This is a genomic window from Deltaproteobacteria bacterium, assembly GCA_016874735.1.
Taxonomy (GTDB): domain Bacteria; phylum Bdellovibrionota_B; class Oligoflexia; order Oligoflexales; family CAIYRB01; genus CAIYRB01.
Genome location: VGTI01000051.1, coordinates 1 through 23,746, shown reverse-complemented (window position 1 = coordinate 23,746; position 23,746 = coordinate 1). Strand labels below are relative to the sequence as shown.

Annotated in this window: 14 protein-coding genes; 10 read left to right on the top strand and 4 right to left on the bottom strand. The window is 54.0% G+C overall.

What is annotated here, in order from left to right; translation table 11 throughout:
- From FJ146_15825 to FJ146_15815, 3 genes are all read left to right on the top strand, one after another.
- On the top strand, window positions 1-873 hold an 873-nt coding region (locus FJ146_15825), incomplete at its 5' end, for a dihydrolipoyl dehydrogenase (protein MBM4253438.1).
- 65 nt (window positions 874-938) lie between these two features.
- Entirely contained in the window at window positions 939-2,231 is a 1,293-nt protein-coding gene (locus FJ146_15820) for a 2-oxo acid dehydrogenase subunit E2 (protein MBM4253437.1), read from the top strand.
- Between the two features lie 107 nt (window positions 2,232-2,338).
- Window positions 2,339-3,337 carry a cyclic nucleotide-binding domain-containing protein gene (locus tag FJ146_15815; GenBank protein MBM4253436.1) on the top strand — a complete coding sequence of 333 codons (999 nt, stop codon included), beginning with the start codon at window positions 2,339-2,341 and terminating at the stop codon, window positions 3,335-3,337.
- Here the strand turns inward: FJ146_15815 and FJ146_15810 are convergent.
- Window positions 3,334-4,011: a hypothetical protein gene (locus FJ146_15810; protein ID MBM4253435.1), complete on the bottom strand. Its 678-nt coding sequence runs from the start codon at window positions 4,009-4,011 to the stop codon at window positions 3,334-3,336. The genes FJ146_15815 and FJ146_15810 overlap by 4 nt on opposite strands.
- 272 nt (window positions 4,012-4,283) lie before the next feature.
- On the opposite strand from FJ146_15810, the gene tig reads away from it, so the two are divergent.
- From tig to FJ146_15780, 6 genes are all read left to right on the top strand, one after another.
- A complete protein-coding gene (tig, locus tag FJ146_15805) occupies window positions 4,284-5,567 on the top strand; it encodes a trigger factor (GenBank protein ID MBM4253434.1) in 1,284 nt (427 codons plus the stop codon).
- Window positions 5,568-5,817: 250 nt separating this feature from the next.
- A complete protein-coding gene (gene clpP, locus FJ146_15800; protein MBM4253433.1) occupies window positions 5,818-6,420 on the top strand; it encodes an ATP-dependent Clp endopeptidase proteolytic subunit ClpP in 603 nt (200 codons plus the stop codon).
- Between the two features lie 123 nt (window positions 6,421-6,543).
- Window positions 6,544-7,830 (top strand): ATP-dependent Clp protease ATP-binding subunit ClpX, encoded by a 1,287-nt coding sequence (clpX, locus tag FJ146_15795; protein ID MBM4253432.1) that lies wholly within the window; start codon window positions 6,544-6,546, stop codon window positions 7,828-7,830.
- 246 nt (window positions 7,831-8,076) lie between these two features.
- A complete protein-coding gene (gene lon / locus FJ146_15790; protein MBM4253431.1) occupies window positions 8,077-10,671 on the top strand; it encodes an endopeptidase La in 2,595 nt (864 codons plus the stop codon).
- A gap of 102 nt (window positions 10,672-10,773) precedes the next feature.
- The gene (locus tag FJ146_15785; GenBank protein MBM4253430.1) at window positions 10,774-11,946 is read left to right on the top strand and encodes a hypothetical protein; all 1,173 of its coding nucleotides are present in this window, start codon (window positions 10,774-10,776) and stop codon (window positions 11,944-11,946) included.
- Between the two features lie 21 nt (window positions 11,947-11,967).
- Window positions 11,968-14,475, top strand: a complete 2,508-nt coding sequence (locus FJ146_15780) for a hypothetical protein (protein ID MBM4253429.1) — start codon at window positions 11,968-11,970, stop codon at window positions 14,473-14,475.
- 1 nt (window position 14,476) lies between these two features.
- On the opposite strand, the gene FJ146_15775 is transcribed toward FJ146_15780, so the two are convergent.
- The 3 genes from FJ146_15775 to FJ146_15765 are packed head-to-tail and all read right to left on the bottom strand — an operon-like array spanning window position 14,477 to window position 18,189.
- A complete protein-coding gene (locus FJ146_15775) occupies window positions 14,477-15,970 on the bottom strand; it encodes a PDZ domain-containing protein (protein MBM4253428.1) in 1,494 nt (497 codons plus the stop codon).
- Window positions 15,967-17,502, bottom strand: coding sequence for a trypsin-like serine protease (locus tag FJ146_15770; protein MBM4253427.1), 1,536 nt, complete (start codon window positions 17,500-17,502; stop codon window positions 15,967-15,969). The genes FJ146_15775 and FJ146_15770 overlap by 4 nt, the downstream gene beginning before the upstream one ends.
- On the bottom strand, window positions 17,503-18,189 hold the full coding sequence (locus FJ146_15765; protein ID MBM4253426.1) for an MBL fold metallo-hydrolase: 687 nt from the start codon (window positions 18,187-18,189) through the stop codon (window positions 17,503-17,505). It abuts the gene before it with no gap.
- Between the two features lie 257 nt (window positions 18,190-18,446).
- On the opposite strand from FJ146_15765, the gene FJ146_15760 reads away from it, so the two are divergent.
- Window positions 18,447-23,450, top strand: coding sequence for a hypothetical protein (locus tag FJ146_15760; GenBank protein ID MBM4253425.1), 5,004 nt, complete (start codon window positions 18,447-18,449; stop codon window positions 23,448-23,450).
- Window positions 23,451-23,746 lie beyond the last annotated feature (296 nt).

Sequence of the window (23,746 nt, the reverse complement as noted above, 5' to 3'; positions counted from 1 at the left end):
GTGCCAAAATCACTGTGCGTCATCGGAGGCGGTGTGGTTGGCACTGAGTTTGCCTCGCTCTATGGGCGCTTTGGTAGTGAAGTCAGCATTGTCGAAATGGCGCCTCAAATTTTGCCGAGTGAAGACGCTGACAGCGTGAAAGAGCTGGTACGCCAACTCAAAAAGCAAAATGTTGCGGTTGAAGTTGGCACTAAACTTACTGCTGTTGAAGACAAAGGCGATCACGCGCTTGTCACCACTGAGGGTCAAAAGCCGCGCGCCTTTGAGGTCGTCCTGGTGGCGATTGGTCGCGCACCGGTGACCGACGATATTGGTTTAGAGACTGCAGGTATCAAAACCGATCGTGGCTTCATCACTGTCGATAGTCACTACCGGACGAGCGCTGACTGGGTTTTTGCCATTGGCGACGTGATCCCTACACCTGCTCTGGCGCATACGGCGTCGGCAGAGGGCATGCATGCAGTCGAGGTGATTGCTGGCCATAAACCACCGGTCATTGACTACTCGGCTAATCCCAATGCGATTTACACATCTCCCGAAGTGGCTAGCATTGGTCGCACGGAGCAAGCGCTCAAAGCGGCAAAGGTCGACTACAAAGTGGCGCAGTTCCCCTTTGCGCCCATGGCTAGAGCTAAGATTGATGACGCGACGGAAGGCTTCGTCAAAATTATTTACGAGCCTAAGTACCGCGAGCTTCTTGGCGTTCACATCATCGGTGCCAAGGCGACCGAGATGATCGCTGAATTTGCATTAGGCAAGGTACTCGAAACTACCGTCGACGAGATCGCCCACACAATCCATCCGCATCCGACCATTTCGGAGACGATTATGGAAGCGGCTCATGTAGCGATGGGTGGGGCAATTCATCTATAATCGCTGTCATAAGAACTAGCCTAACCTAGAATCCTGTGGCCCGATGGGCGAAAGGCTGGCGTGCTATGCAGAACGACACGACTGAGGTGCTCATGCCCCTGATGGGCGAAGGCATTACCGAAGCCACTCTGGTCAAATGGCTGAAAAAGCCGGGCGAGCAGGTACATCTCGAGGAACCTTTACTCGAGGTGTCTACTGACAAGGTAGATACGGAAATTCCGTCGCCGGCTAGCGGCGTCCTCACGGAGATTTTGGTAAGTGACGGCACTACCGTCGAAGTGAACAAGGTGATAGCAATTATTCGTAGTAGTGCCAGTGGCTCGGCTGCGAGTGCCACCAGCTCGCCGTCTCGCGTCAGCACGCCACCAAAGACCACGGACTTGGCTGCGGTTCCAACTAAGGTCGAAGCTACAGCTGTTCATGCCGCGCCCACTGGCGACGTCAGACAAAAGTCGTCCCCTCTGGTCCGCAAGATGGCTAAGGAGGAGCGGATTGATCTTGCCGGCATCGTCGGCACCGGCTTGCACGGGCGTATTACTAAGCGTGACCTAGAGTCAGCCAAGTCGCGCGGCCCGACATCAGAGCCATCAGTTGCCGTCAGTAAAACTGTTGCCGATGCGCCGCTAGGGACGAAAAAGGATGGCGGCGTTGAGACTCTGGAAGGGGTGCCGGTCCGTCGTGAGCGCATGTCGAAGATGCGCGCCCTGATCGCTGAGCACATGGTCCGCTCAGTGCGCACATCGCCGCACGTCACAACCATTTTTGAAATCGATATGCACCGGGTCGCTGCTGCCAGGGCTAAAGCGCAGGCTGGGTTCAAGGCGCGTGAGGGCTTTGGACTCACCTATACGCCTTTCTTTGTGCACGCTGCCGTGCAGGCTATCAAGAAATATCCGATCGTCAATGTCTCGGTCGATGGCGACGATATACTGTGGAAGGATCAAATCAATATCGGCGTCGCCGTAGCGATTGAAACCGGCCTGATCGTCCCGGTGATTCGTGACGCGGGATCACTCAACGTGACTGGCATCGCCCGCCGCGTCAATGACCTAGCGACGCGTGCCCGCACCAAAAAATTACTGCCGGAAGATGTCCAAGGCGGCACATTCTCGATCACGAATCCAGGGATGTTTGGCAGTTTAGTGTCAGCGCCAATCATCAACCAGCCTCAGGTCGCTATACTCAGCGTAGGCGCCATCATCAAGAGACCGGTCGTGATTAACGATTTGATCGGGATACGTCCTATAGTGCAGATCGGACTAACCTTCGATCACCGCGTTGTCGATGGCGAGGGAGGGGCACGCTTTTTGGCATACCTGAAAGAGGTGTTAGAAGAGTTTGACGAGTCGGCTATTTAGCTTCCGCCGCGGGAGCGCTCGCGCTACACGAAATTACAGACCTAGACGCAACCAACCGATGGCGAGGATGAGCCGTTGCGGGCTCTTTATCCGCATGGGCCTCGACCTTGGAGTTGGCAGTGTCAGGAACCAATCAAATCATCAAGCCGGGCCAGGTTTTATTTAAATCTGGCGACAAATCGGATGGGATGTATCTCATCCGCCGGGGTGAGGTTTGTGTATACCTGGAACAAGAGGGTAAGGAAGTGGTGCTCGCCAAGGTGGGTGCCGGCGGCATGATTGGCGAAATGTCGTTATTTGATCAGCAGCCGCGCTCGGCTTCAGTCAAGGCTCAGACTGAGGCCGAAGTGACCCTGATCTCGCAGGACGATTTTGGCAAACTGATGAAACAGATACCCAAGTGGTTTGTCAGTCTCATGTCGGCTCTGTCCTCGCGCCTTAGGACAACGAACGAACGGCTAAAGAATCTGGAAAGTGGCATCATCTCAGCCAGTGGCGGCGGCAGCATGGCGCCTTACGCCAACGTCATTAAACAGCTGCACATTATGGTGCTGCTGATGCACAAAGATGGCGAAAAAATTGGCAAGGATTGGGTGTTGCGCATCTCTTCGATTGAATCAGCGCTCAAGGAAATTTTGCAGGCCGACACCACGAGACTCAAAGAGCTGATTGAAATCTTGACCACTTCTGGTCTGATTGCAGAGCGTCTCGACAACTACAAGAACCCCGCTATCGCCACGGCTAACCGAACGATCTTGACGACGATGGCAAACTTTATCAGTGATTTTTGTAAAGCCAATGCTGACCACCCTTACGTCTCTGCCGATGTCGTGGTGATGTTGCGCACGTTCGAGAAAATGGTCGCAACTGCTCCCTATGAGACGGTCTCAGCTGGACTTGATGAGATGATCAAAGAAGGTAAGCGTGCTAATCTGGTGACCGACAACTGGGGGACGGAAATTACGACGCTCGCCAAAGCCGGCGAGTCGGTCAAGATTGTCAAAACGTCAACAGGGCTGGGCTTGCGCGCCAAGAAGGCCGAGCTCGCTCTTTTTGTTCAGTGCTGCCAAGTGCTCGCAGCACTTTACAAAGGCAAATTCAATTAGACCTGCTCCCCATGGCGCCTGCTCCACCATTTGTTGTGGAGCCATCGCTGCGTTAACGCCACCGCCACGATAATCAGGGCAAGAACCAGCTGATTGATCACCGCTGCGCCTACCGATCCGGATTTAGCTGGATCCATGAACGGGTATGGATACCACGCGCGAAATTGCGCCATCACTTGAATTAAGGCTGTGTAGGCCACAGGATAGGCGAGCCACCAAAGGGCGGAGCTGAGGCTGATCAACGTCTCGGGTGGTTCGACTGCGTATTCCAAAAGGAAATACACGAAGGCCCCACTGTGAAGAAACGCATTGGACAACGCTGTGAGTGCATCCGGTGATTTGAATAGTCCGTGCAGCAGTGCCCAGTAGACAAAGGTCGTTTGCGACATGAATACGACCAGGGCAGCGCGCCATGACTCGTAACGCGCACGACTGAGCTCGTCTCCACGGTAAAGTGGTGACCACCGGTATAAAATGACCAGTGCACTGATCAGGTTCGACTGGTTGGTAAAGTACTGCCAGTAATTAAAGTACGAAAAATCCCGATTGGTCGCAGCGAAGGTAAACATCACCTGAAATATCGCCGCAATGATCGCTAGCCCCACCGTTCTGGCAAACCAGGGGAAGTAAGGCGACACCACATTTGGACCCGAAACTGAGGCGCTATTGGTCAATTCAGTCTCCAGCCGCGACGGCAATGTGGCTCGCCAGGCGTCCGGCGTAGTACTTAGCGATGAGTACGGCGGTCAGCGTTAGAGTCAGAAAGACAATGTAATGATGCAACTTACGCATAAGCGCTTCCTCGCAAAGTTCAGTGTCGGACTCCCCTAAGTGTCGTACAAATTAGCTTTTGACACAATGGAGTGATTTTGCTAGCGTCCGCGGACCGCTTGTGCGGCAAGATTTTCGAGATAACACTCGGTTTTTTTAGGAGAGTCTGCGGTCCATGAAGTCCACGGTCGAACAGCTCAATGCCGTCCAGTACCGCCTCAGCATTGAGGTGTCCCCTGATGAAGTCAACAAGGCCTTCGATGGCGCCTACCGCAAACTGCAGCAGCGTGCACGTATCCAGGGCTTTCGTCCTGGCAAGGCACCGCTTACTGTTGTGCGTCGCCTTTATGGCAACAGTGTTGCCGGTGAAGTACACGAGTCTCTGATCAATCAGCATCTTTTTGCCGCCATTGGCGAGCAAGCATTCCGTCCGGTGGCTGCGCCCGTTGTTGACGCCAAGAGTCTCCCGACGGAGAACGAGACCTTCATCTTCACCGCCGTCGTAGACGTGTTGCCAGAGTTAAAAATCGACAACTACAAAGGTGTCGAAGTGAGCGCTGAGGAATACGCCGTCAACGACGAAGCGCTCAACCGCGAGCTAAGCACCCTGCGTCGTCGCAGTGCGCGCACGCGTCCCATTGAACCCGGTCAGACCGCAGCCAAAGGTATGTTGGCAGCGCTCTCCCATACGGCCACGCATAAAGATGTCGCCATCGCCGCTCTGGACGTTAAAGACATGACCGTTGCTCTCGGCGAGGGTGAGCTCTTTGACGGCCTCGAGGCACCGATCTTCGGTATGACTGTCGGTCAGGTCAAAACGGCGCCAGTGAAATTGCCCGACACCTACCCGGATAAAGAACTAGCGGGTCAGGAGCTGAGCTTCACGCTGACCCTGAATGATCTGAAAGTTTTGGATATTCCAGCTCTGGACGATGAGTTCGCCAAGGATCTGAACTTCGAGAGTGCCCAGCTGTTGACCGACGAGGTTCGCAAGCAGATGGAATCTCAGGCCACGAACATGAGCCGCCAGAGCCTCGAGACAGCTCTTCTCGGCAAGATCCTGGACGCCAATCCCTTCGAAGTGCCGCCAGCGATGGTGGATCAGGTCATTGATAGCATGATCGAGGAGGAGCTACGCGGCCATCCTGAGGACACCCGCAAGAAGGCCCTTGGCAACAGTGAGCTGCGCAAGAACCTACTGGCGACAGCTAAGCGCCGTACCCAGAATACGCTGGTGCTCTGGCATGTAGCTCAGAAAGAGGCGATCGAGACCACCGAAGCCGAGCTCAACCAACGTTTAGATCAGGTGTTAGCTGACGCAGGCGTCACCGATCCCAAGCAAAAAGCCACCTTTAGAAAGTCACTTGAGCCGCGCCTGCGGGAAAGTGTTCTTTTCGAAAAGGCCATGGACTTCCTGCTTGAAAATGCGAAGGTTACCCGCGTGCCCGCCAGCCTCTGAGTGACAGTTTTCTGAGCGGGGCGCCCTGCCCCGCTAAAGTCTTCCCCAAATTAGTCGATCCCTCTAGAGAGGACTTCAGCGACTTCGGAGGCCGCTAGCCCAACGGTTTGCGCATCCCCTGTTGGCTGAAGTTCGAGAATAGAGTAAAAATTTCTTTATGTTCGCGATGTTCGGTAAGATAGGCCAGCAACGTGGACGCTGGTGTGGATCAGGCGGTTCAGGCTAACCTGTTGATAGAGGGAAGGTTTTTATGCCATTGGTACCCATTGTCGTTGATCAGACCAACCGCGGCGAGCGTTCTTACGACATTTACTCGCGACTTCTCAAAGACCGGATCATTTTTCTTGGTACACCGGTCTACGACGAGATTGCCAATCTCATCGTGGCACAGATGCTGTTCCTCGAGAGCCAGGATCCGGACAAGGACATACATTTTTATATCAACTCTCCGGGTGGATCGGTGACGGCCGGCATGGCGATTTACGACACAATGCAGGTGATCAGACCTGACGTCCGCACGTACTGCGTCGGGCAATGCGCGTCGATGGGCGCCTGGCTACTAGCGGCCGGCTCCAAAGGCAAGCGCTACGCTCTACCGAATGCACGCGTCATGATTCACCAGCCACTTGGTGGTGCGACGGGACAAGCAACCGACATTGAAATCCAAGCGCAAGAGATCATCAAAACCAAAGAGCGGATGATCGATCTCCTCGCCTACCATACGGGCAAATCCAGCAAGGTCATTAGCGGTGATATCGACCGCGATTTCTTCCTTTCCGCCGAGCAGGCCAAGGAATATGGTATCGTCGATGAAATTGCCCCTTCGGCAAAAAAACTAAAGAAGCCAGAGTGAACTAAGCAACTTCGGTACGAAGTCGCGTGTGTAGATAGAGTGGTGTCAACCAGATGATGATGGGGAGTGCCAGGGTGGTGCTCCTAAATGGGACGGGACCCGTTAGGGAAGGAGATCTGAGACATGGCAGGCAAAGACTCAGGACTGCACTGCAGCTTTTGTGGCAAAGGGCAGCGAGAAGTCAAAAAATTGATCGCCGGCCCCAACGTCTATATCTGCGATGAGTGCATTCAACTTTGCAATGACATCATCGCTGAGGAAGTGGAGAAGGAGGAGCTGCTAAGCCCAACGGGCAAGATTCCCAATCCCAAAGACATCAAGAAAGTCCTAGACGACTACATCATCGGCCAAGAGGCCGCCAAGAAGACGCTGTCGGTTGCGGTGCATAACCACTACAAGCGCATCGATCACAAGGGCAAGAGTGAAGACGTGGAGCTATCCAAGTCCAACATCCTCCTGATTGGTCCCACTGGTTCTGGTAAGACGCTGCTGGCGCAAACTCTAGCGCGGATCCTCAACGTACCATTTACCATCTCCGATGCCACCAACTTGACTGAGGCCGGCTACGTCGGTGAGGACGTCGAGAACATCATTCTCAATCTCCTGCAGAACGCCGACTACGATGTCGAAATGGCGCAGCGCGGTATTGCTTACGTGGACGAGATCGATAAGATCGCGCGCAAAGGCGAGAACCCGTCGATCACACGTGACGTTTCCGGTGAGGGTGTACAGCAGGCACTCCTGAAGATCATCGAGGGCACGATCGCCAACGTGCCGCCGCGCGGTGGCCGTAAGCACCCGCAGCAAGAGTTCCTGCAGGTAGATACCACCAACATCCTCTTTATTTGCGGCGGCGCCTTTGCTGGCCTAGAAGACATCATTGCCTCGCGGATCGAGGTCGCCTCGATGGGCTTCGGTGCCGACATCCGCTCCAAAGCGCAGAAGAACGTCAGCGAATTGCTCGCTAAAGTCCAAACGGAAGACTTAATGAAGTTCGGGATGATTCCCGAGTTCATCGGCCGGGTGCCAATCGTTTGTTCCCTAGCGCAGCTGGACGAAGCCGCTCTCATCAAGATCTTGACCGAGCCCCGCAACGCAATTGTCAAACAATTCAAGCGTCTTTTCGACTTCGAATCGGTCGAACTGAAGTTCACCGATGGCGCCCTGCGCGCTGTGGTCAAAGAAGCGCTGAAGCGCAAAACTGGCGCCCGCGGCCTCCGTGCCATCCTCGAGACTGCCATGCTCGAGATCATGTATGAGATGCCCTCCCAGGAAAATCTCAAAGAAGTCGTCATCACCGAAGAGGTGATCGTTGCGGATGCCGACCCAATCTTGGTATACCGGTCTGACTCTGAGGTGAAAGCCAAAGAAGAGAAGAAAGAACGGGAGTTTGGCACCGGACAGAGCTAAGTTCTGCCTGGTAGGTGTAGGCCTGGATCCGTGGCGATTCTTGCATGCCCCCCCGAGGGTGCCACGGTTCTCATCAGTCTTGGGTTTTTCTGTTGCAGTTAAAAGCCGATTTTTTATTAAACCTTCTAGGATTGTTAGGCCCAGGTGCGCTAAGATGAACCTAGTCGCCCCAAACGAACATTCTCTCAATGATGACCGCAATCACCTGTTGATTTGCGTCCACTTGAGCGTCGAGGAGGCATCCGTATGACGACAGATCAATCTGCCAAGTTGCAACGTCAGCGTATCCCCCTCCTACCGCTGCGGGATATTCTGGTTTTTCCATCGACCGTGGTGCCGCTTTTTGTTGGCCGCGACAAGTCGATTCAGGCATTGGAACAAGCGATGTCGGGATCCAAAGAGATCCTGCTCGCAGCGCAAATTAAAGCCAAAACCAACGATCCGACGGCCGACGACATCTACCGCGTCGGCACCGTGTCGGTAATCTTGCAGTTGCTGCGTCTACCGGACGGCACGGTCAAAGTCTTGGTCGAAGGACAGCGGCGCGCTCGTATCGTCGACTACGTCCAGACCGAAGAGTTCTTCATGGTCGAGGCCGAACCACTGCCGGAGCCGCAGAGCACCGGTGTTGAGAATGAAGCACTCATTCGCACGGTGAAGATGGCCTTTGACAATTACGTGCGTCTCAATAAACGCATCCCTCCCGAGATGCTGCTATCGATTGCTCAGATCGAGAACGAGTCAAAGCTCGCTGACACCTTAGTCGCTCATTTGACCAATCTGAAGCTACAAGATAAACAGCGCCTGCTCGAGCAGACTGATCCTAGACAAAGGCTCGAGGACCTTTACGGATTCATCCAATCTGAAATTGAAATCATGCGCGTCGAGAAGAAGATCCGCGCTCGCGTCAAACGTCAGATGGAGAAGACGCAAAAGGAATACTATCTGAACGAGCAGATGGCTGCGATTCAGAAGGAGCTCGGTGACCGCGATGATGGCCGGGCCGAGATCATGGAGCTAGAGAATCTCGCCAAGAAGAAAAAACTCTCCGAGGAAGCACGCGACAAGGTCAACAAAGAGATCCGTAAGCTCAAGCACATGTCGGCTATGTCGGCCGAGGCAACGGTAGTCCGTAACTATATCGAAACGGTGCTGTCTTTACCTTGGAACGAATACACGACCGAAAAGCGTGACATCAACTTCTCAAGGCAGGTGCTCGACCAAGATCACTTCGGTCTAGAGAAGGTGAAAGACCGGATCCTCGAATATCTATCAGTCCGGGCTCTCGTTTCGGAGATGAAGGGTCCGATTCTCTGTTTGTCTGGACCTCCGGGGGTTGGCAAGACCTCGCTTGCTAAGAGCGTTGCCGAGGCAACGGGTCGCAAATTTGTCCGTATCTCCCTCGGCGGTGTCCGTGACGAGGCTGAGATCCGTGGCCACCGGCGTACTTACATTGGATCGATGCCAGGCAAGATCATCAACGCCCTCAAAAAATGCGGCAGTGCCAATCCTGTGGTTCTCCTCGACGAGGTCGATAAGCTCAGCCAGGACTTCCGCGGTGATCCCACCTCAGCACTCTTGGAAGTGCTGGATCCTGAGCAGAATGCGACTTTCGTAGATCACTATTTGGACATCGACTTTGACTTGTCAAAGGTGATGTTCATGGCCACGGCCAACAGCCTTCACACCATCTCAAAGCCGCTGCTTGACCGGATGGAAGTGATTCGCTTGGTTGGCTACACCGAAGAAGAAAAGTTGGCTATCGCCAAGCAGTACCTCGTTCCCAAGCAGTTAAAAACCAATGGGCTTGCTGGTACCAATGTCACGGTGGCACCGGCCGCGGTGAAAGAGCTCGTACGCTACTACACCCGCGAGTCTGGGGTCCGTAACTTAGAGCGTGAAATTGGCGCCGTACTTCGTAAGCTTGCGCGCAAGCATCTTGAGAAACATCACTCAGGTGACACGAGCGACGCAACCGAGCACAGCAGCGACTCAGAGGCCCCTGAGGAAGTGGTCGAGGCGGCACCAGTCAAGAAAAAGAAAGGCACTGCAGCAGCAGCGGCCACGGAGAACGCTGCTCCAGCCGCAGCCGCGACTGGGCTTATCGATCTCAACATCACAGAAACCGTAACGGACAAGAGTGTTCAGAAATACCTTGGACCCCGCCGGTTCCGTATTGGTTTAACCAATCAGCATCACGAAGTTGGTCTCTGTACGGGACTAGCCTGGACTGAAGTGGGTGGAGACCTTCTCGTTGCCGAGGTGTCTATCTTGCCAGGGAAAGGTAAACTCACCTGCACTGGTAAGCTCGGTGAGGTTATGCAGGAGTCTGCGCAGGCGGCACTAAGTTATGTCCGGTCACGTTCCAGCTTCCTCAGTCTCGATGATGATTTCTACGCCAAAGTAGACATCCATATCCACGTGCCTGAGGGCGCTATTCCTAAAGACGGACCGTCTGCTGGGATTGCCATGGCCACGGCGCTGACTAGCGCTCTGACCAATCGTCCGATCAGTAAAGATGTTGCCATGACTGGTGAGATCACATTGCGCGGCCGGGTGCTACCCATTGGTGGTCTTAAAGAAAAAATCATCGCCGCCCACCGTGGTGGCATCAAGAAGGTTCTGATCCCTAAGGAGAACGAGAAGGACATTCAAGAGCTACCTAAACAAGTTCTCAAGGAAGTCACCGTAGTGCCAGTTGAGCACATGGACACAGTGCTCATGCATGCTCTGGTTTGGAAGCAGCCTGAGGGCGCATCGGGACAGGATGAACTCTTTGAGAAACTACGAAAAATCACCGAAACCGAGGTAGGCACCGCCGACTTAGCCTTCGCGCACTAACAGGGGTGGCCCTAAGGCTACTAAATTCTTAAGCGAAATTGACGATATACCTCGTAGGACCACTGTCTCCCGGAGCCAGTCATCATACGGGGTTTCGTTTTTATGGCCGAAAAGAGTCGCCGCACTAGTTCCGCTCGTAAGCTAGCGCCAACTCCAGATCAGGGCGATTTGCTACGTTTTGTCGAGGACCTCAAGCGTCAATGGATGGCAACGATTGACGCCCTGGTAGATCCACTCATCATTGTCGGTGGTGACTATAGCGTGCAGAAGGCCAACGTCGCCATGGCCAAACTAAACAACGTCGATGTGAAAGATATCCTGGGGCGCAAGTGCTACAGCGTTTTTGCTGGGAGGAGTGATCCGTGTCCCGGCTGCAAACTTAAATCCACCATGAAAGACGGCACGCCAACCTCTTTTGAGCTGGACCACGTACGTCAGAGCCAAACGTTCGAAGTCAGCTCGCAGGCGCTCACCGATGCTGCTGGGAGCCCAGAGGCCGTGGTTCATGTCTACCGTGACCGCACCTTGGCAAAAGCGATGCAGGCGCAGTTAGCGCAGCAGGACAAGCTCGCATCGATTGGACTTCTTGCAGGCGGCGTGGCTCACGAGATTAACAATCCTCTTGGTGGCATCTTGATATTCTCGCAGATGCTTCTGCGTGAAATGGACCCGAAAAGCCCCCACTACCAAGACGTCGTTGAGATCGAAGCAGCTACGCAGCGCTGCAAGGCGATCGTCGAAGGATTACTGGATTTCGCGCGGCAAAACCCAGCAAAACCTAAGTCTCAGCAGGTAGAGATCAACGCTATTGAAGCCATTCGCACCGCCATTCGATTTGGCAGCGTCGGTTTTAAGAATGGTGGAAAAATCGCACTGATCACCAAACTCGATAGCAAGGAACACATCGTCACCGGGGATCGGAACCGCATCATACAAGTATTCTTAAACCTCATTCAAAATGCGGTTCAGGCCATGCCCGACGGCGGAGCTCTAACCATACGCACCACTTCGCGCCAGGATAACCAAGGCAACAAATATGGTGTGTATGAGGTCGAAGACACCGGCGTTGGGATTTCCGACGAACATCTGAGCAAGATTTTCGATCCGTTTTTTACAACCAAAGATCCTGGCGAGGGTACGGGTTTAGGGCTAGCCCTGTCCTACGGCATCATCAATGATTTTGGTGGCACCATCCGTGTCAGTAGCAAAGTCAACGTGGGCACTTGTTTTACGGTGGAACTGCCACTAACAGCGCTTAAATCTGCCAAGAGTTAATGTTAACTTATTCAGGCCGCCGTGATGCAACTGAAGTTTATAAAAAATAGAGGTTTTGTCCGCCTGTTGATTATGGCTGGCGCTGTTTCTCTCATGGCTCAGCTGCAGTTGATGCTGGCGCATGGATTTATGGCATCAAATTTCTCCCAGCATCTTAAATGGACCTCACTCTTTAATATCAGTCTGGTAGCACTATACACTGGCGGCACCATTCTGGGAGCTATCACTACACTTATCGAGCCTACGGCGGCCAGACTCATGAGCGTTATCAGCTCCCAAGCTCTTGCCGTGCTAGCCACCGTAGGGTTAGCTGGCGACAATGGTCAGATTAGTCCGACGATGCTTTTGACCTTACATCTATTTGGCAACACCCTCTTCTGCTACAGCATACTCACTGTCATTTTGAGTCATTTGACGATCCCTGCCAGGATTTCGATCATAGCGCGCATAGGCGCTGCAGCGGCTGTCATCATCACGGCTGCTATCGGGTTACTCGGGCGCAGCTGGCTGTCGATAGAATCGGTATCCCACAGTTTGCCGGTGGTACGCGATTTTGTACTCTTACTTACTCCTATCGTCGTACTTTTTGGTATTAGCAATCGTAAGACGCTCACGCGGTCTCCTAAACTCTGGTGGGAATCAATCATCACTCATATGCCTAGCTCAGAGGAACATTCTGTCGCGCGGCAAAGTATGGTGATTTGTTACGGTGGCATCACAGCGAATATTTTCTTCAGACTGTTTGCATCCTTGATGTTCGGGGACGATATAGGAAAATTTGTAGCAGCAGCTTTAGAAGCCATCCAGCTTAGCTGGCTAGGGTCAGTTTATCTCAACCTCTCCAACGTCAACTCGCTGCTCATCGAACAGCGTCAAAGTAAGCAAATTGCAAGACTCACAACAAGCTCTGCCCGCCAATTCCTTCATCGACACGGTGGTGGTCAAAATGCCTGGGCTGCCATAGTCGGTATCAAAACCACCAACTTCACCATCGATCATGACGTCGATGGCCAGTTGCAAACAGCGCTACCGGTGTCCCTGCTGCAGATCCGCAGCGAGGAGATTCAGCGATGCGTCACGGACGTACTTGGTCCCCTCAACCTACATACGCAGGCCAGCTCGCACCGTGTACTAGGTGCCGTTAACGCTGAAAATTCGTTACATCCATGTATCGACACCCTCAAGATGTTTGCCTGTATGTATCTAGATGCGGCACCGCGCGTAGAGCGGCGTCTTAAGGGCCTCATCTCCTTGTTACCAATTATCGATCCAGGACTAGCGCGCATTCTGAAGCCCGAGCAATTCGCTGCACTGATAAACAGGAACAAATGGTTTTTCCATTTTGATTTTTCCTGGTTAGACCAGCAGATGAGTTATTCATCAAGCGACCTGAGATATCAGGTCCAACTGTCAACTCTATCGGATCAGACACGCCTTGCTATGACCGATTACCTCGAAAAAACCGGCGGCATCGGTAACCTTGTATGGATGGGACCAGAGGCCCGCGCACGCCTCCTGCAAGAGGCCCCCAGTATGGCAAGCGTCATTGAGACTTGCCCTGTGCCACGGCTAGGACCAGTAGGCAGAGGCGACGAATTTCTAATGTTTACCATTAAGTTTGAACAACTCATCCCGCGGCTGCAACGATACTTCAACTTTGACGAAAGTCGCTCCAGCTTGCTCGACTTCGAACCTAATGCTGAAAGTTTGCGCCTGCATCGTCTACTCGCCGTCCAACTCAGTCAGGCTAAATCCTTGGACGGAATACTTAGCACCCTGGGGCAGATAAAGACTGTACCGTGGAGGGGATTCCGCGAGAAGGACAACGCCCTCCAACTCATTCTGGCGGCCCATGATCGACTGGTCCAAATTTTGACGCCGACGGAATCACTTGCTGAATCCAAGTCCAAAGAGATCCAACTGGCCCATCGCGAGCTCATGGAAGCCGTGAGGATCATAGGGTACCCGAGCCAAATTCTGCACAACGCTCAGATGAACAAGATAGCCTTGCGCGACGTCGATCGCCTTTTAAGTGTAGCTGGTAATAGTAACGACCCTCGTTTTAGCGAGGCTTGGTTAGTGCTCGCCACAGCAGATTTTCAGCGGCAACCTAAAGACCATCGGTTGCAAATTCTCAACTTCATCAACACAGCCCTGAGCGGCAAGACGCTGACTAAGGACAATCTCATCCGGGGCAAGGCACTCGATGCTATAGGTAGTCTTGCACGCAGCGCTGATACCGACGAACTACCTCATATCGCTAATGTCCTTGAAAAAGGATATACGAACTTTGCCAAATACGACGCTTCCATCGAACTCTGTTGTCACCTCTTAGACACCCATCTCTACATCGAAAATATGAACATCGGACGTCTATCAATCTCAGAGTTAAGCAAGGCAGCGTTTGTAAACCACATTGCTGACCTGACGATCAGGTTTGGGGAGCAAAATCACGAAATAGCGGCTCTACAAAGCCGTTGGCAGGAGCTTGAGACGGCAACGCTCCATTTTTTGCAGACTGCGTCGTAGCTTATTGCGACCAAAAGGATGCGTCGCTGGCGATCTCGTAGAGCCGACGCATACGCTTGTGAGCCTCCGGTAAATCCGCCTCCGCGAGGATAACTTCGTCTCCCTCTAAACCTAGTTTAACGACAATATAGCTCTGACTTCCGCGCTTTACTGAAGTGGCCAGTGCTTCTCGGAGCTGCAGCATCGACTTGACCTCGCGACCATTTACGGCCAGCACCTGACGATGACGGGTATCGCTATAACCGCGATTAATGGGATCAGCCAAGACCCGGCTGACGATGATGACTCTGGTGGAGGGGTCTACTTGCGGCTCGTTCTGATCGCGCAAAATATGTAGTAGATCAAGCGGCCCGACGTCACGCCAGTACTTACCCCACTGGCGCAGATAGGCCAGCGAGAGCTCTTGAAAAATCAGCCCGCCGACAATCAAATGCGGCTCCGGCTGCCCGTACCGGTAGCTGACGATGGGTGTACGATTGGAGTCGAAGCGTCTGAGCCTCAGCGTCTCGGTGCGTTCCACACCTTTACGCCATAGTTTGAGCGTGAGCTGATCACCGCCGTAGAGCTGATTGAGCAGAGAGCGCAGCGGCAGCTTGCCCCACATGGGGTGCTGCACATAGCCCTGATCACTGATTTTTTGGCCATTGATCTCAAAGATCACATCATCGGTAGCCAGGTGATCCGTGGCGCTACTATCGGGATAGACGCTCGCTACCCGGACTCCAGTCTGTAATTGCGGCACCTGTAGCAGTGTCCGCATGTCGGGCGAAGTCAACGGCGCAAGCTCAGCACCCAAGGCTGGAAAGCCTCGGTAATCACGGTCGTGATGATCGTTTAGGAAGTGGCGGATGACGATAGCTGGCACCGCCGCCAGAAAGTTTTGATCTTGGGATGATGCGAGAGCGGCCAGCTTGCCACCGAAAATCACGGGCTCGGCATTACCTAGCCCAGTCTGCTGGGTCTTTAAATCATACGACAGCAGTCCGTAGTTACTGGTCACCGGAGTACTGAGGCTGACCTCTTGGAGGCTCGCCGCCGCCTGACTCAACTGATTGGAGTCGCGCATTTTGTAAATCTGAACAGCTGTGTCCAGAGCCAAATCATCGCCAATTGCGAGCGGCTTTAATCCTTGGAGGACGACCGGGCGCACCGGGCGCAGCAGTGCAAGATCGACTTCATAGTCGACAAATACGGTAGTAACTTCTTCACGCTGTGATGAGTCAAAGCGCTGCAACTCAATAAAGCTAGCATCGCGAGCCGCACTCGCCGTCGTCAGGAGCTCACCACTGGCAAGTAGCACCGCTAGGTACTGCTGCTGGGCGATGTCTTCGTTTTGCCACGGAGCACTCGGATCGATCTCGCTTTTGGTGGCGAAGATGCGCACTACGTGATCCTCGATGCGAAAACGGTCGTCGCGCATAGGAACACTGCGTTTCGGTGGTGTGGCGCCAAACACCGTCGCACTCGTCAGCCAAATTAAAATCAGGGCCCTCATGAGCGCGATTCCCCTCTAGACTCGGATGATTCGCCTTGATCTTCGAGCCAGCGATCCATAGTGACACCGTAGCGTTTTTCAATCAGAGATTTACGCGCAGAGACCTTGGCGCGCGCGAGAACGATAGGGTCATGACTGCCAAAGAAATCAATCACGGCAAACGGCGACTTACCCTGCTCCAAGTGCGTGGCAAAATCTGCGATGTTTACCACCTTCTGGCCATCTACCGACTCTACCACTTGATAGAGTTGACTGGTCGCGTAAGTATTGACGGCATCGGGGAGTCGTTTAACGAGTACGATGATCTGCTCGAGACCCGCATACGCTGCATCGTATTGCGACCACGATTCCAGATACCTCAATGTCAGCGGCGCATCACGCAGCCAACGCTCGCCCCAGGTACGCAGCAAATTACGGCTAAGCGCCGTGAACACGAGCCCACCGTAGACAAAAAAGCGTGGATGCCGCGCGTATGAGTAGCCAGGCTCATGATGGGGCCGCTCAGGACCGACACGGACGACGACATCGCGTCGCACGCCCTCCCGGAGCACACTAAATCTACAGTCATCCCCAAGCTGCTTCAGATCAAAAATCACATGAAAGTCGACGCGCTCCCCGCCGAAATCGACGCGCCCATCGACGCCGATGGGTTGACGGTCGATGGCAAGGATGATGTCACCTGGAAGGACGAGCCCAGCGGTAGGTGCCCACTGGCTCACATGAGCCACCTTAACCCCACCATCGCTAGCGCTTAGCCCATAAAAGGCCTGGGTCGACGGACTCAGCAAGGCCCAGTCGCTGATGGTGATTCCGTCGTCCGGATGACCATCGTAGCGACCGTCCTCGATATCGCGGAGAAAGTGCCGGATGACTGGCGTGGGGATGATATAGCCAGTATTCTCGGCCTGCTGAAAACTCTGGAAGGCGACCCCTACCACCTGATCACCCTGCACCACCGGGCCCCCACTGTTGCCCGGATTGATAGCTGAATCAACCTGCACCAAAAGATGTTTAGCGCCGCCGTGATGCACGTAGCCCAAATAACTTATGCGCGACACGATACCGTCGGTGACAGACAGCTGATCACCACCCATCGGAAAGCCAATAGTGGACACCGGTGAGCGCAGACGCGGTACCCCACCGAGGCGCAGCGGTCCAAGTTTACTCAGCGCGACCTTGCCTGAGGGCTCGAGTGGTTCAATGACCGCAAGGTCGGCATCATGAGCAATTAACTTGATCACCGCCGGCATCGGTGTGGCGTCGCCGTCACGCTGCACCGTGACAAAGGATGCATTGGCCACGACGTGCGCATTGGTGAGAATACGCCCGTCGCCAATGTAGAATCCAGTCCCCGCACCTGGAACAGCCACTACCCTCTTCCACGGCTCGACAAAACTGGGCTCATCGCGCATCACTTGGATGCGAAAGACCGAGTTACGCATGCTAGACAGACTATAAGCGGCTGCCCGCGGTGCAAACGCCAGAGTGAGCAACACCCCGGCCATCAAGGAGTGCGCAGCACTGAGTCTCACTTAAACACCCCGCACTTGCCGCCAAGCTGCCAAAGATGCAGCCTGCAGGTAAGGATTACGTGCCTTAACGTCGGCCATCGTCGCTGACGGCTCAGGATCGTAATTATGACCAGGCAGGAGAATAGTGTCTGCCGGGAGCTTGGCCAGTTTGTTGCTAAGACTATCGTAGAGCTGATCGGCATTGCCGCCTGGTAAATCAACCCGACCACATCCGCTGATGAATAGCGTGTCGCCCGAAATCAGACGGTCTTCGCACAGAAAACACTGGCTCCCAGGAGTGTGCCCTGGGGTGTGGATGACCTTGATGGCAACTCCACCGATATCGATCTTGTCCCCACTGCGGCAAATCTTAAGATCGTTGCGACTGACTCCAGTCACCTTGACGATGCCCTCCGCCTCTTCAGCCTGCACGTAAACAGGTACATGCTTAGTCGCCATGAGCTCAGCGATACCCTGGATGTCATGCCCCCAGATGTGACCACCACAGTGGTCAGGATGATAGTGAGTGACCAGAGCGCCGGTGATGGTCATGCCGTCTGCCTCAGCCGCCTTGGTGATCGCCTCGATGTCCCAAGCTGGATCGACCACCATGCACTCGCGCTTACTGCGGGAGCCCACCAGGTAGGCGAAGTTTGCCATCGGTCCGACGAGGAGTTGCTTGAGATAAAGATCAGAAGTGTCTGTCATGGTTAATCCTTTGTTGCTCCAACTTAACGAGGGCATGGCTTAGGTTCAATGGTTTTCCCAAGTCCTCAGAGACTCAAACTTTTTTGCAGATGAGGGGATAACTTCAATTTGAGCATTTTCTCCAGTCCTTAAATCATTAATCTAACTCACTGATTTCCTGGCCTTTAAGTAAATCCTCTCAAGCTTACGGCGACTTATGACGAAGCACTCTTTAGCGAACTAGGGAGACTTCATGGACTGACCACAAGGCGTCCACCATGAAAGTAATTGAGCAAAAATTCCGCCTACTTACGGCTCGACCGCTGGCCGCATGGTGCTTATTTATCATCAGTTCCGGTTACTTACCGTACTCTGCTCGTAGCGCCGAAGCCCAGGTAGCTGGTAGTTCTAGCTCGTCTATGTCGGTGTCCTACGCAGGCCGACTTACCACCGAGACGGGCGCGCCTATGGCGGGGCGCGTCAATATAACCGCCACCTTTTGGGATGCCGCCGTCGCGGGCACTCAGAGGGGTGACCCAGTAACTTTCCCTAGTGTAGACCTAAACGAAGGAATGTTTTCTGTCAGCTTCGCTTTTAGTGGTCCCGATGCGCAGGAGATCTTTGGTGACGGGACGGTGGCTATTTTTATCGAGATCGCGGCTGAGGGTAAAACTTATCCACGGCAGAAATTTAACTATGTCCCACTCGCGCTGCGTGTGCCCGTGGACGGTAAATCACTGAGCTTTAACATTTCGTCCGGCAAGCTCAGCGTCAAGGGAAGCGAAAGCGCCGGAGCAGGCAGCGTCCTTACGAGCGACGGCAGCGGCGGCATCATATGGGTGGCAGCAACGCAGACTGCCTCGGGTACAGTAAGCCTCACCAACACCGGCGTCACTGCAGGCAGCTACACACGCGCCAATATCGTCGTCGATCAGCAAGGCCGACTCACAAGCGCAACCAATGCAGCTGCGATCACCGATACCGACGTTGCCGCCAACGCGGCCATAAGTCAGAGTAAGATCGCTGGCCTTACGGCTGCGCTCACAGCGAAGCAAGACGCGATCGCAACGGGGACCCCAGCGGACTACCTGCGTGGTGATAAAACATGGCAACCACTCACTACGGCTACGGTGCCAGAATCAGGCACAGCACAGTACTTCAGCATCGCCCGCGCCAGATCCAGTCTCACAGGATTAGCTCCGCTCTCCTACAGTGCGACCACCGGTGATATCAGTCTCGCACGGGCTAGTGGATCGACGAGCGGTTATCTCTCGTCGGCGGATTGGACGACCTTCGACGCCAAACAACCGGCTGGTAACTACGTGACCCAACTAGCTGGTGATGCCACCATAGACGGATACGCTAACGGCACAGGCACTGTTAGCCTAGCTGCCGTGGCGATTGCAGGCACTTCAACCAAAGTGACGTACGATGCCAAAGGCCGCGTCACCCTGGGTACTTCACTCAGTGCCGCCGATATCCCGACACTGAACTCAACCCAGATCACCACATCGCTGGGCTATACCCCTGTCAACCGGGCTGGTGATTCCCTGAGCGGTGGTCTAAACCTGGGCAGCTTTGACATCAGTAATGCTGGTAACGTGCAGATGGCTGCGTCAAAGACCTTAGGTCTTAGCCCCAATACCTCTGACCCCACAGGACTCTTAGCAACAGACAAGGGTAAAACTTGGTTTAATACGACGACCAATCAGATCAAGTATTGGGATGGCTCGGCTGCAGTCGCACTTGGTGTATCAGGATCGGGCCTAAGCTCGCTTAACGGGCAGAACGGAAATACGCAGACCTTCGCTGTTCCAGGTGCATCTGGCACAGCACCGGCGTGGTCTTCAACGTCTAATGCTCATACGCTCAACATTCCGATGGCCGCGGCAGCCAGTGTCACTGCAGGTTTGATTTCTAATACTGATTACACAGCTTTCACAAACAAAGTGAACAACGTCGCACAAGGCACGGGTATCGCCGTAGCTACCACGAGTGGCACGGCCACCGTAAGTCTCGCGACCACTGGCACGGCCGGGAGCTATGCTAAGGTCACTACGGATGCATTTGGGCGTGTCACTGCGGGAAGTAGTTTAGTGCCGGATGATTTACCGCCGCACAGTGCAGGCCTCATCACATCCGGAACGCTCAATGTCGCCAACGGTGGTACTGGTGCGATCACTCTACCAGCTAATCATGTCATCCTCGGTAATGGCATCAGCCCTGTGCAAGCCGTGGCTCCTATCACCAGCGGTAACGTACTCACCTCGAACGGTACGACTTGGCAAAGCACGGCTCTCCCGGCCACCACCTGGTCCACTCCAGGCACCATAGGTGCGACCACACCTAACACCGGTGACTTTACCACAGTGACTTCTATCGCCCAGTCTGGTTACGAGGCCAAACCGTTTGGTGTCGCTGCAGGTAACACGGGCGAAGTCCGCTTCGACGAACTCTCTGCTAACGGCAGCAACTACATTGGGTTCAAGGCACCTGATGTGATCGCAGCCAATAAAGTCTGGGTACTGCCAGCTGCCGATGGCACGACTGGACAGGTGCTGAAAACTGATGGCGCAGGCAATTTAGGCTGGGTATCGGCTGCTACCGGAAGTGTTACAAGTATCGGAATCACAGCACCGGCAGCGGGGATCACTGTCACAGGTGGCCCTATCACCGCGGCTGGCAGCATAACGCTCGCCCTCAATAACGACCTCGGTGCCGTCGAGGCACTCACTACGACTGGTTTAGCAAAACGTGCATCCAATGACACATGGACCACGGTTGCCGATAACTCCACTAACTGGGACTCAGCCTACGCGGACCGCCTCAAATGGGATGGCGGAGCCTCGGGCCTTGTCGCTGCTACTGGGCGCACTAGTCTTGGACTCGGTGGCTTAGCGACGCTGTCGGCGGTAAGCAGCACCGAAATCACAGATGGCACTATTGCAGACGCAGACATTGCAGCATCCGCCAATATCGCTGATAGCAAACTAGCCACGATTAGCACCGCTGGCAAGGTGTCTGGATCGGCAATTACCTCGGGAACGATCGGAGGCAGTACCGCGATTAGTACGTCGGGTAATCTAATAACTTCAGGGAACCTAGGGATTGGAACAACCAATCCAGCCGGCAAACTCGACGTCGCCGGATCCATCTGCCTAAGTGGAGCTAACTGCATCAGTGCGTGGCCTGCGGGTAGCGTTACATCCATCACTGCTGGGACTGGACTTACCGGCGGCCCGATAACATCAGCCGGGTCATTGTCCCTAGCAAACACCGCTGTCACACCCGGTGCCTATACGCGGGCTAATATTACCGTCGATGCACAAGGCCGTCTTACAGCAGCCGCAAATGGTAGTAACGTGTCACTAAGCACAGAAGTTTCTGGCACTCTGCCTATCGCTAATGGCGGCACTGGCGCAACTACCGCAGCAAACGCTTTCAATGCACTGTCTCCTCTGACTACGCTCGGCGACTTGCTGTACGGAGGAGCCTCTGGAGTCGGCACCCGCCTTGCTGGTAATACGACAGTAACGAAACAGTTTCTCACCAGCACTGGTGCCAGCGGTGCAGCGACCGCACCGGCATGGGCTGCACTCAGTGCAAACGATCTCCCAGCACATAGCGCTGCACTCATCACCTCAGGTGTGCTCAGTGTGGCCAATGGCGGTACAGGTGTCACGAATCTAGCGGCAAATAATGTGCTGCTCGGTAACGGTACCGATGCTCCTCTCACCGTGGCGCCAGGATCGAACGGTAACGTACTCACATCGAACGGTACGACTTGGGTTAGTTCAGCTCCTGCGGCTGGCAGTTGGACGGTGTCAGGTTCCGATGTTTACAGGAGTGGTGGAAATGTAGGGATTGGGACGACAAGTCCCGTGGCCACACTTGATGTTGCTGGTCTGATCAATTCAAGAAAATCCTTTGTTTTAAGCGGCTCGGATCCGGGGGGTAATTTCCCTACCGGCAACTTCTGGCATCAATATCAGGATGCGAGCGGCGATTTTCATCTGGCCCGGAATGGCTACGATCCGATCATGCAATTATACAGGAGCAATAACAGTGCCTATTTTGCGGGCAACGTCGGGATAGGAACTGCGGCGCCCGCGCAAAAACTTGCGATCACCGGCACGTCGGTTTCCGGCACAGCGTCACAATCAAATATTTCAGCATTTGCAACCAATGGCCTACAGATAGTCGGCAACCTTGGTACAGCGCCAAGCCAAGATGCGATCACTTACCAGGCGAATGCCGCCGGCGGTGGAGCAGCGATAGCCTTCGGTCGGGGTGGGGGCTATGACACCTTTCTTAGTCTTTACACGAATAGCTCCAGCGGGGCGACTCCTGGCACGATCTCCGAGAGGGTGCGTATCGACTCCAATGGCAACGTCGGGATTGGGACTACGAACCCTACTCAAACATTGGTAGTAAATGGCGCTGGGAACATCACCAGCTTGGGTGTCGGTTCGGTGGCAGACTCTACTGTTGGCACTTTGCGGGTGACAGCCAATAGTGCCACGGTCCCAGCAGTCCGCACAGATCAAAGCGGTGCCGGACCCACTGCATTATTTATGGGCGGCAACGTCGGGATCGGGACGGCGACGCCTGAGCGCAAACTGCATATTCACGGATCTACGGCGACGTACCTCAAGGTTACTAATGACACAACCGGTGTCACTGCAAGCGATGGGCTGTTTTATGGTTACGACGTACATCAGGCAGCATGGGTATCAAATGCAGAAAATACGCCTCTAAGAATTGCCACGAACAACATTGAAAGGATGACAATCACTTCTGATGGAAACGTCGGGATAGGGACTACAAACCCTAGCAAACCCCTTGAAGTGGCCGGCACAATTAAATCAAGCTCGGGCGGCTTTGCCTTCCCTGACGGCAGCACTCAAACCACAGCCGCCACTAGCGGTGGCATCACTTTTAGTGGCTCCACCTCGGCGATGGATGTGACTGTTTCCGTAAGTGTAGCTTCGAACTCACTACTCTCAACCAATCCCACCACGAGTGTCATCACCGCTCCCTATAGCGGAAACTATTTACTGACAGGTATAACCGGTGTCTGCAGTGGAACATTTGGTGGAACTTATGCGGTGTCGATGAAAGTAAATGGCGCATGGGTTGCTTACGCCCAAAACTCAACCAACTGCGAAACAACAAGCTTTAGCGTTTTTTCTGTGATTAGTGCGGGCGATACCATCACCGGCATTTGTGGCAACAACATCGGCTACACAGCTAACTGCACATGGAGTATCGTGAAATTATAATTCATCCGCTGCAAATGACTTTCGCTAAGTGAATGTCATGGAAATGCCTGAGCGAGGTTTTGTTAAAATCATGGTTACGCGGCCGGCGTGATCGACAGGACGGCGCCTACGTGTTCTTGTCCGAATTTAAGTGTTCTTATTCACAATTAACACGGACATCAAAGGTAAGTGTTCTTATCCACATTTAAGACGGCTGTCCAAGGTAAGCGGCAGTATGTCAAAAAGAGCAGCGTGATTGCCACGCTACTCTTTCATGATCGGATCAAAGATTGTGGACTTTAGCCGTCACGTCGGGA

Bases quoted from the DNA above. Each gene is read 5' to 3' on its own strand.
- FJ146_15820 (MBM4253437.1), top strand. From the start codon at position 939: ATGCAGAACGACACGACTGAGGTGCTCATGCCCCTGATGGGCGAAGGC.
- tig (MBM4253434.1), top strand. From the start codon at position 4,284: ATGAAGTCCACGGTCGAACAGCTCAATGCCGTCCAGTACCGCCTCAGC.
- clpP (MBM4253433.1), top strand. From the start codon at position 5,818: ATGCCATTGGTACCCATTGTCGTTGATCAGACCAACCGCGGCGAGCGT.
- clpX (MBM4253432.1), top strand. From the start codon at position 6,544: ATGGCAGGCAAAGACTCAGGACTGCACTGCAGCTTTTGTGGCAAAGGG.
- lon (MBM4253431.1), top strand. From the start codon at position 8,077: ATGACGACAGATCAATCTGCCAAGTTGCAACGTCAGCGTATCCCCCTC.
- FJ146_15785 (MBM4253430.1), top strand. From the start codon at position 10,774: ATGGCCGAAAAGAGTCGCCGCACTAGTTCCGCTCGTAAGCTAGCGCCA.
- FJ146_15775 (MBM4253428.1), bottom strand. From the start codon at position 15,970: ATGAGGGCCCTGATTTTAATTTGGCTGACGAGTGCGACGGTGTTTGGC.
- FJ146_15765 (MBM4253426.1), bottom strand. From the start codon at position 18,189: ATGACAGACACTTCTGATCTTTATCTCAAGCAACTCCTCGTCGGACCG.
- FJ146_15760 (MBM4253425.1), top strand. From the start codon at position 18,447: ATGAAAGTAATTGAGCAAAAATTCCGCCTACTTACGGCTCGACCGCTG.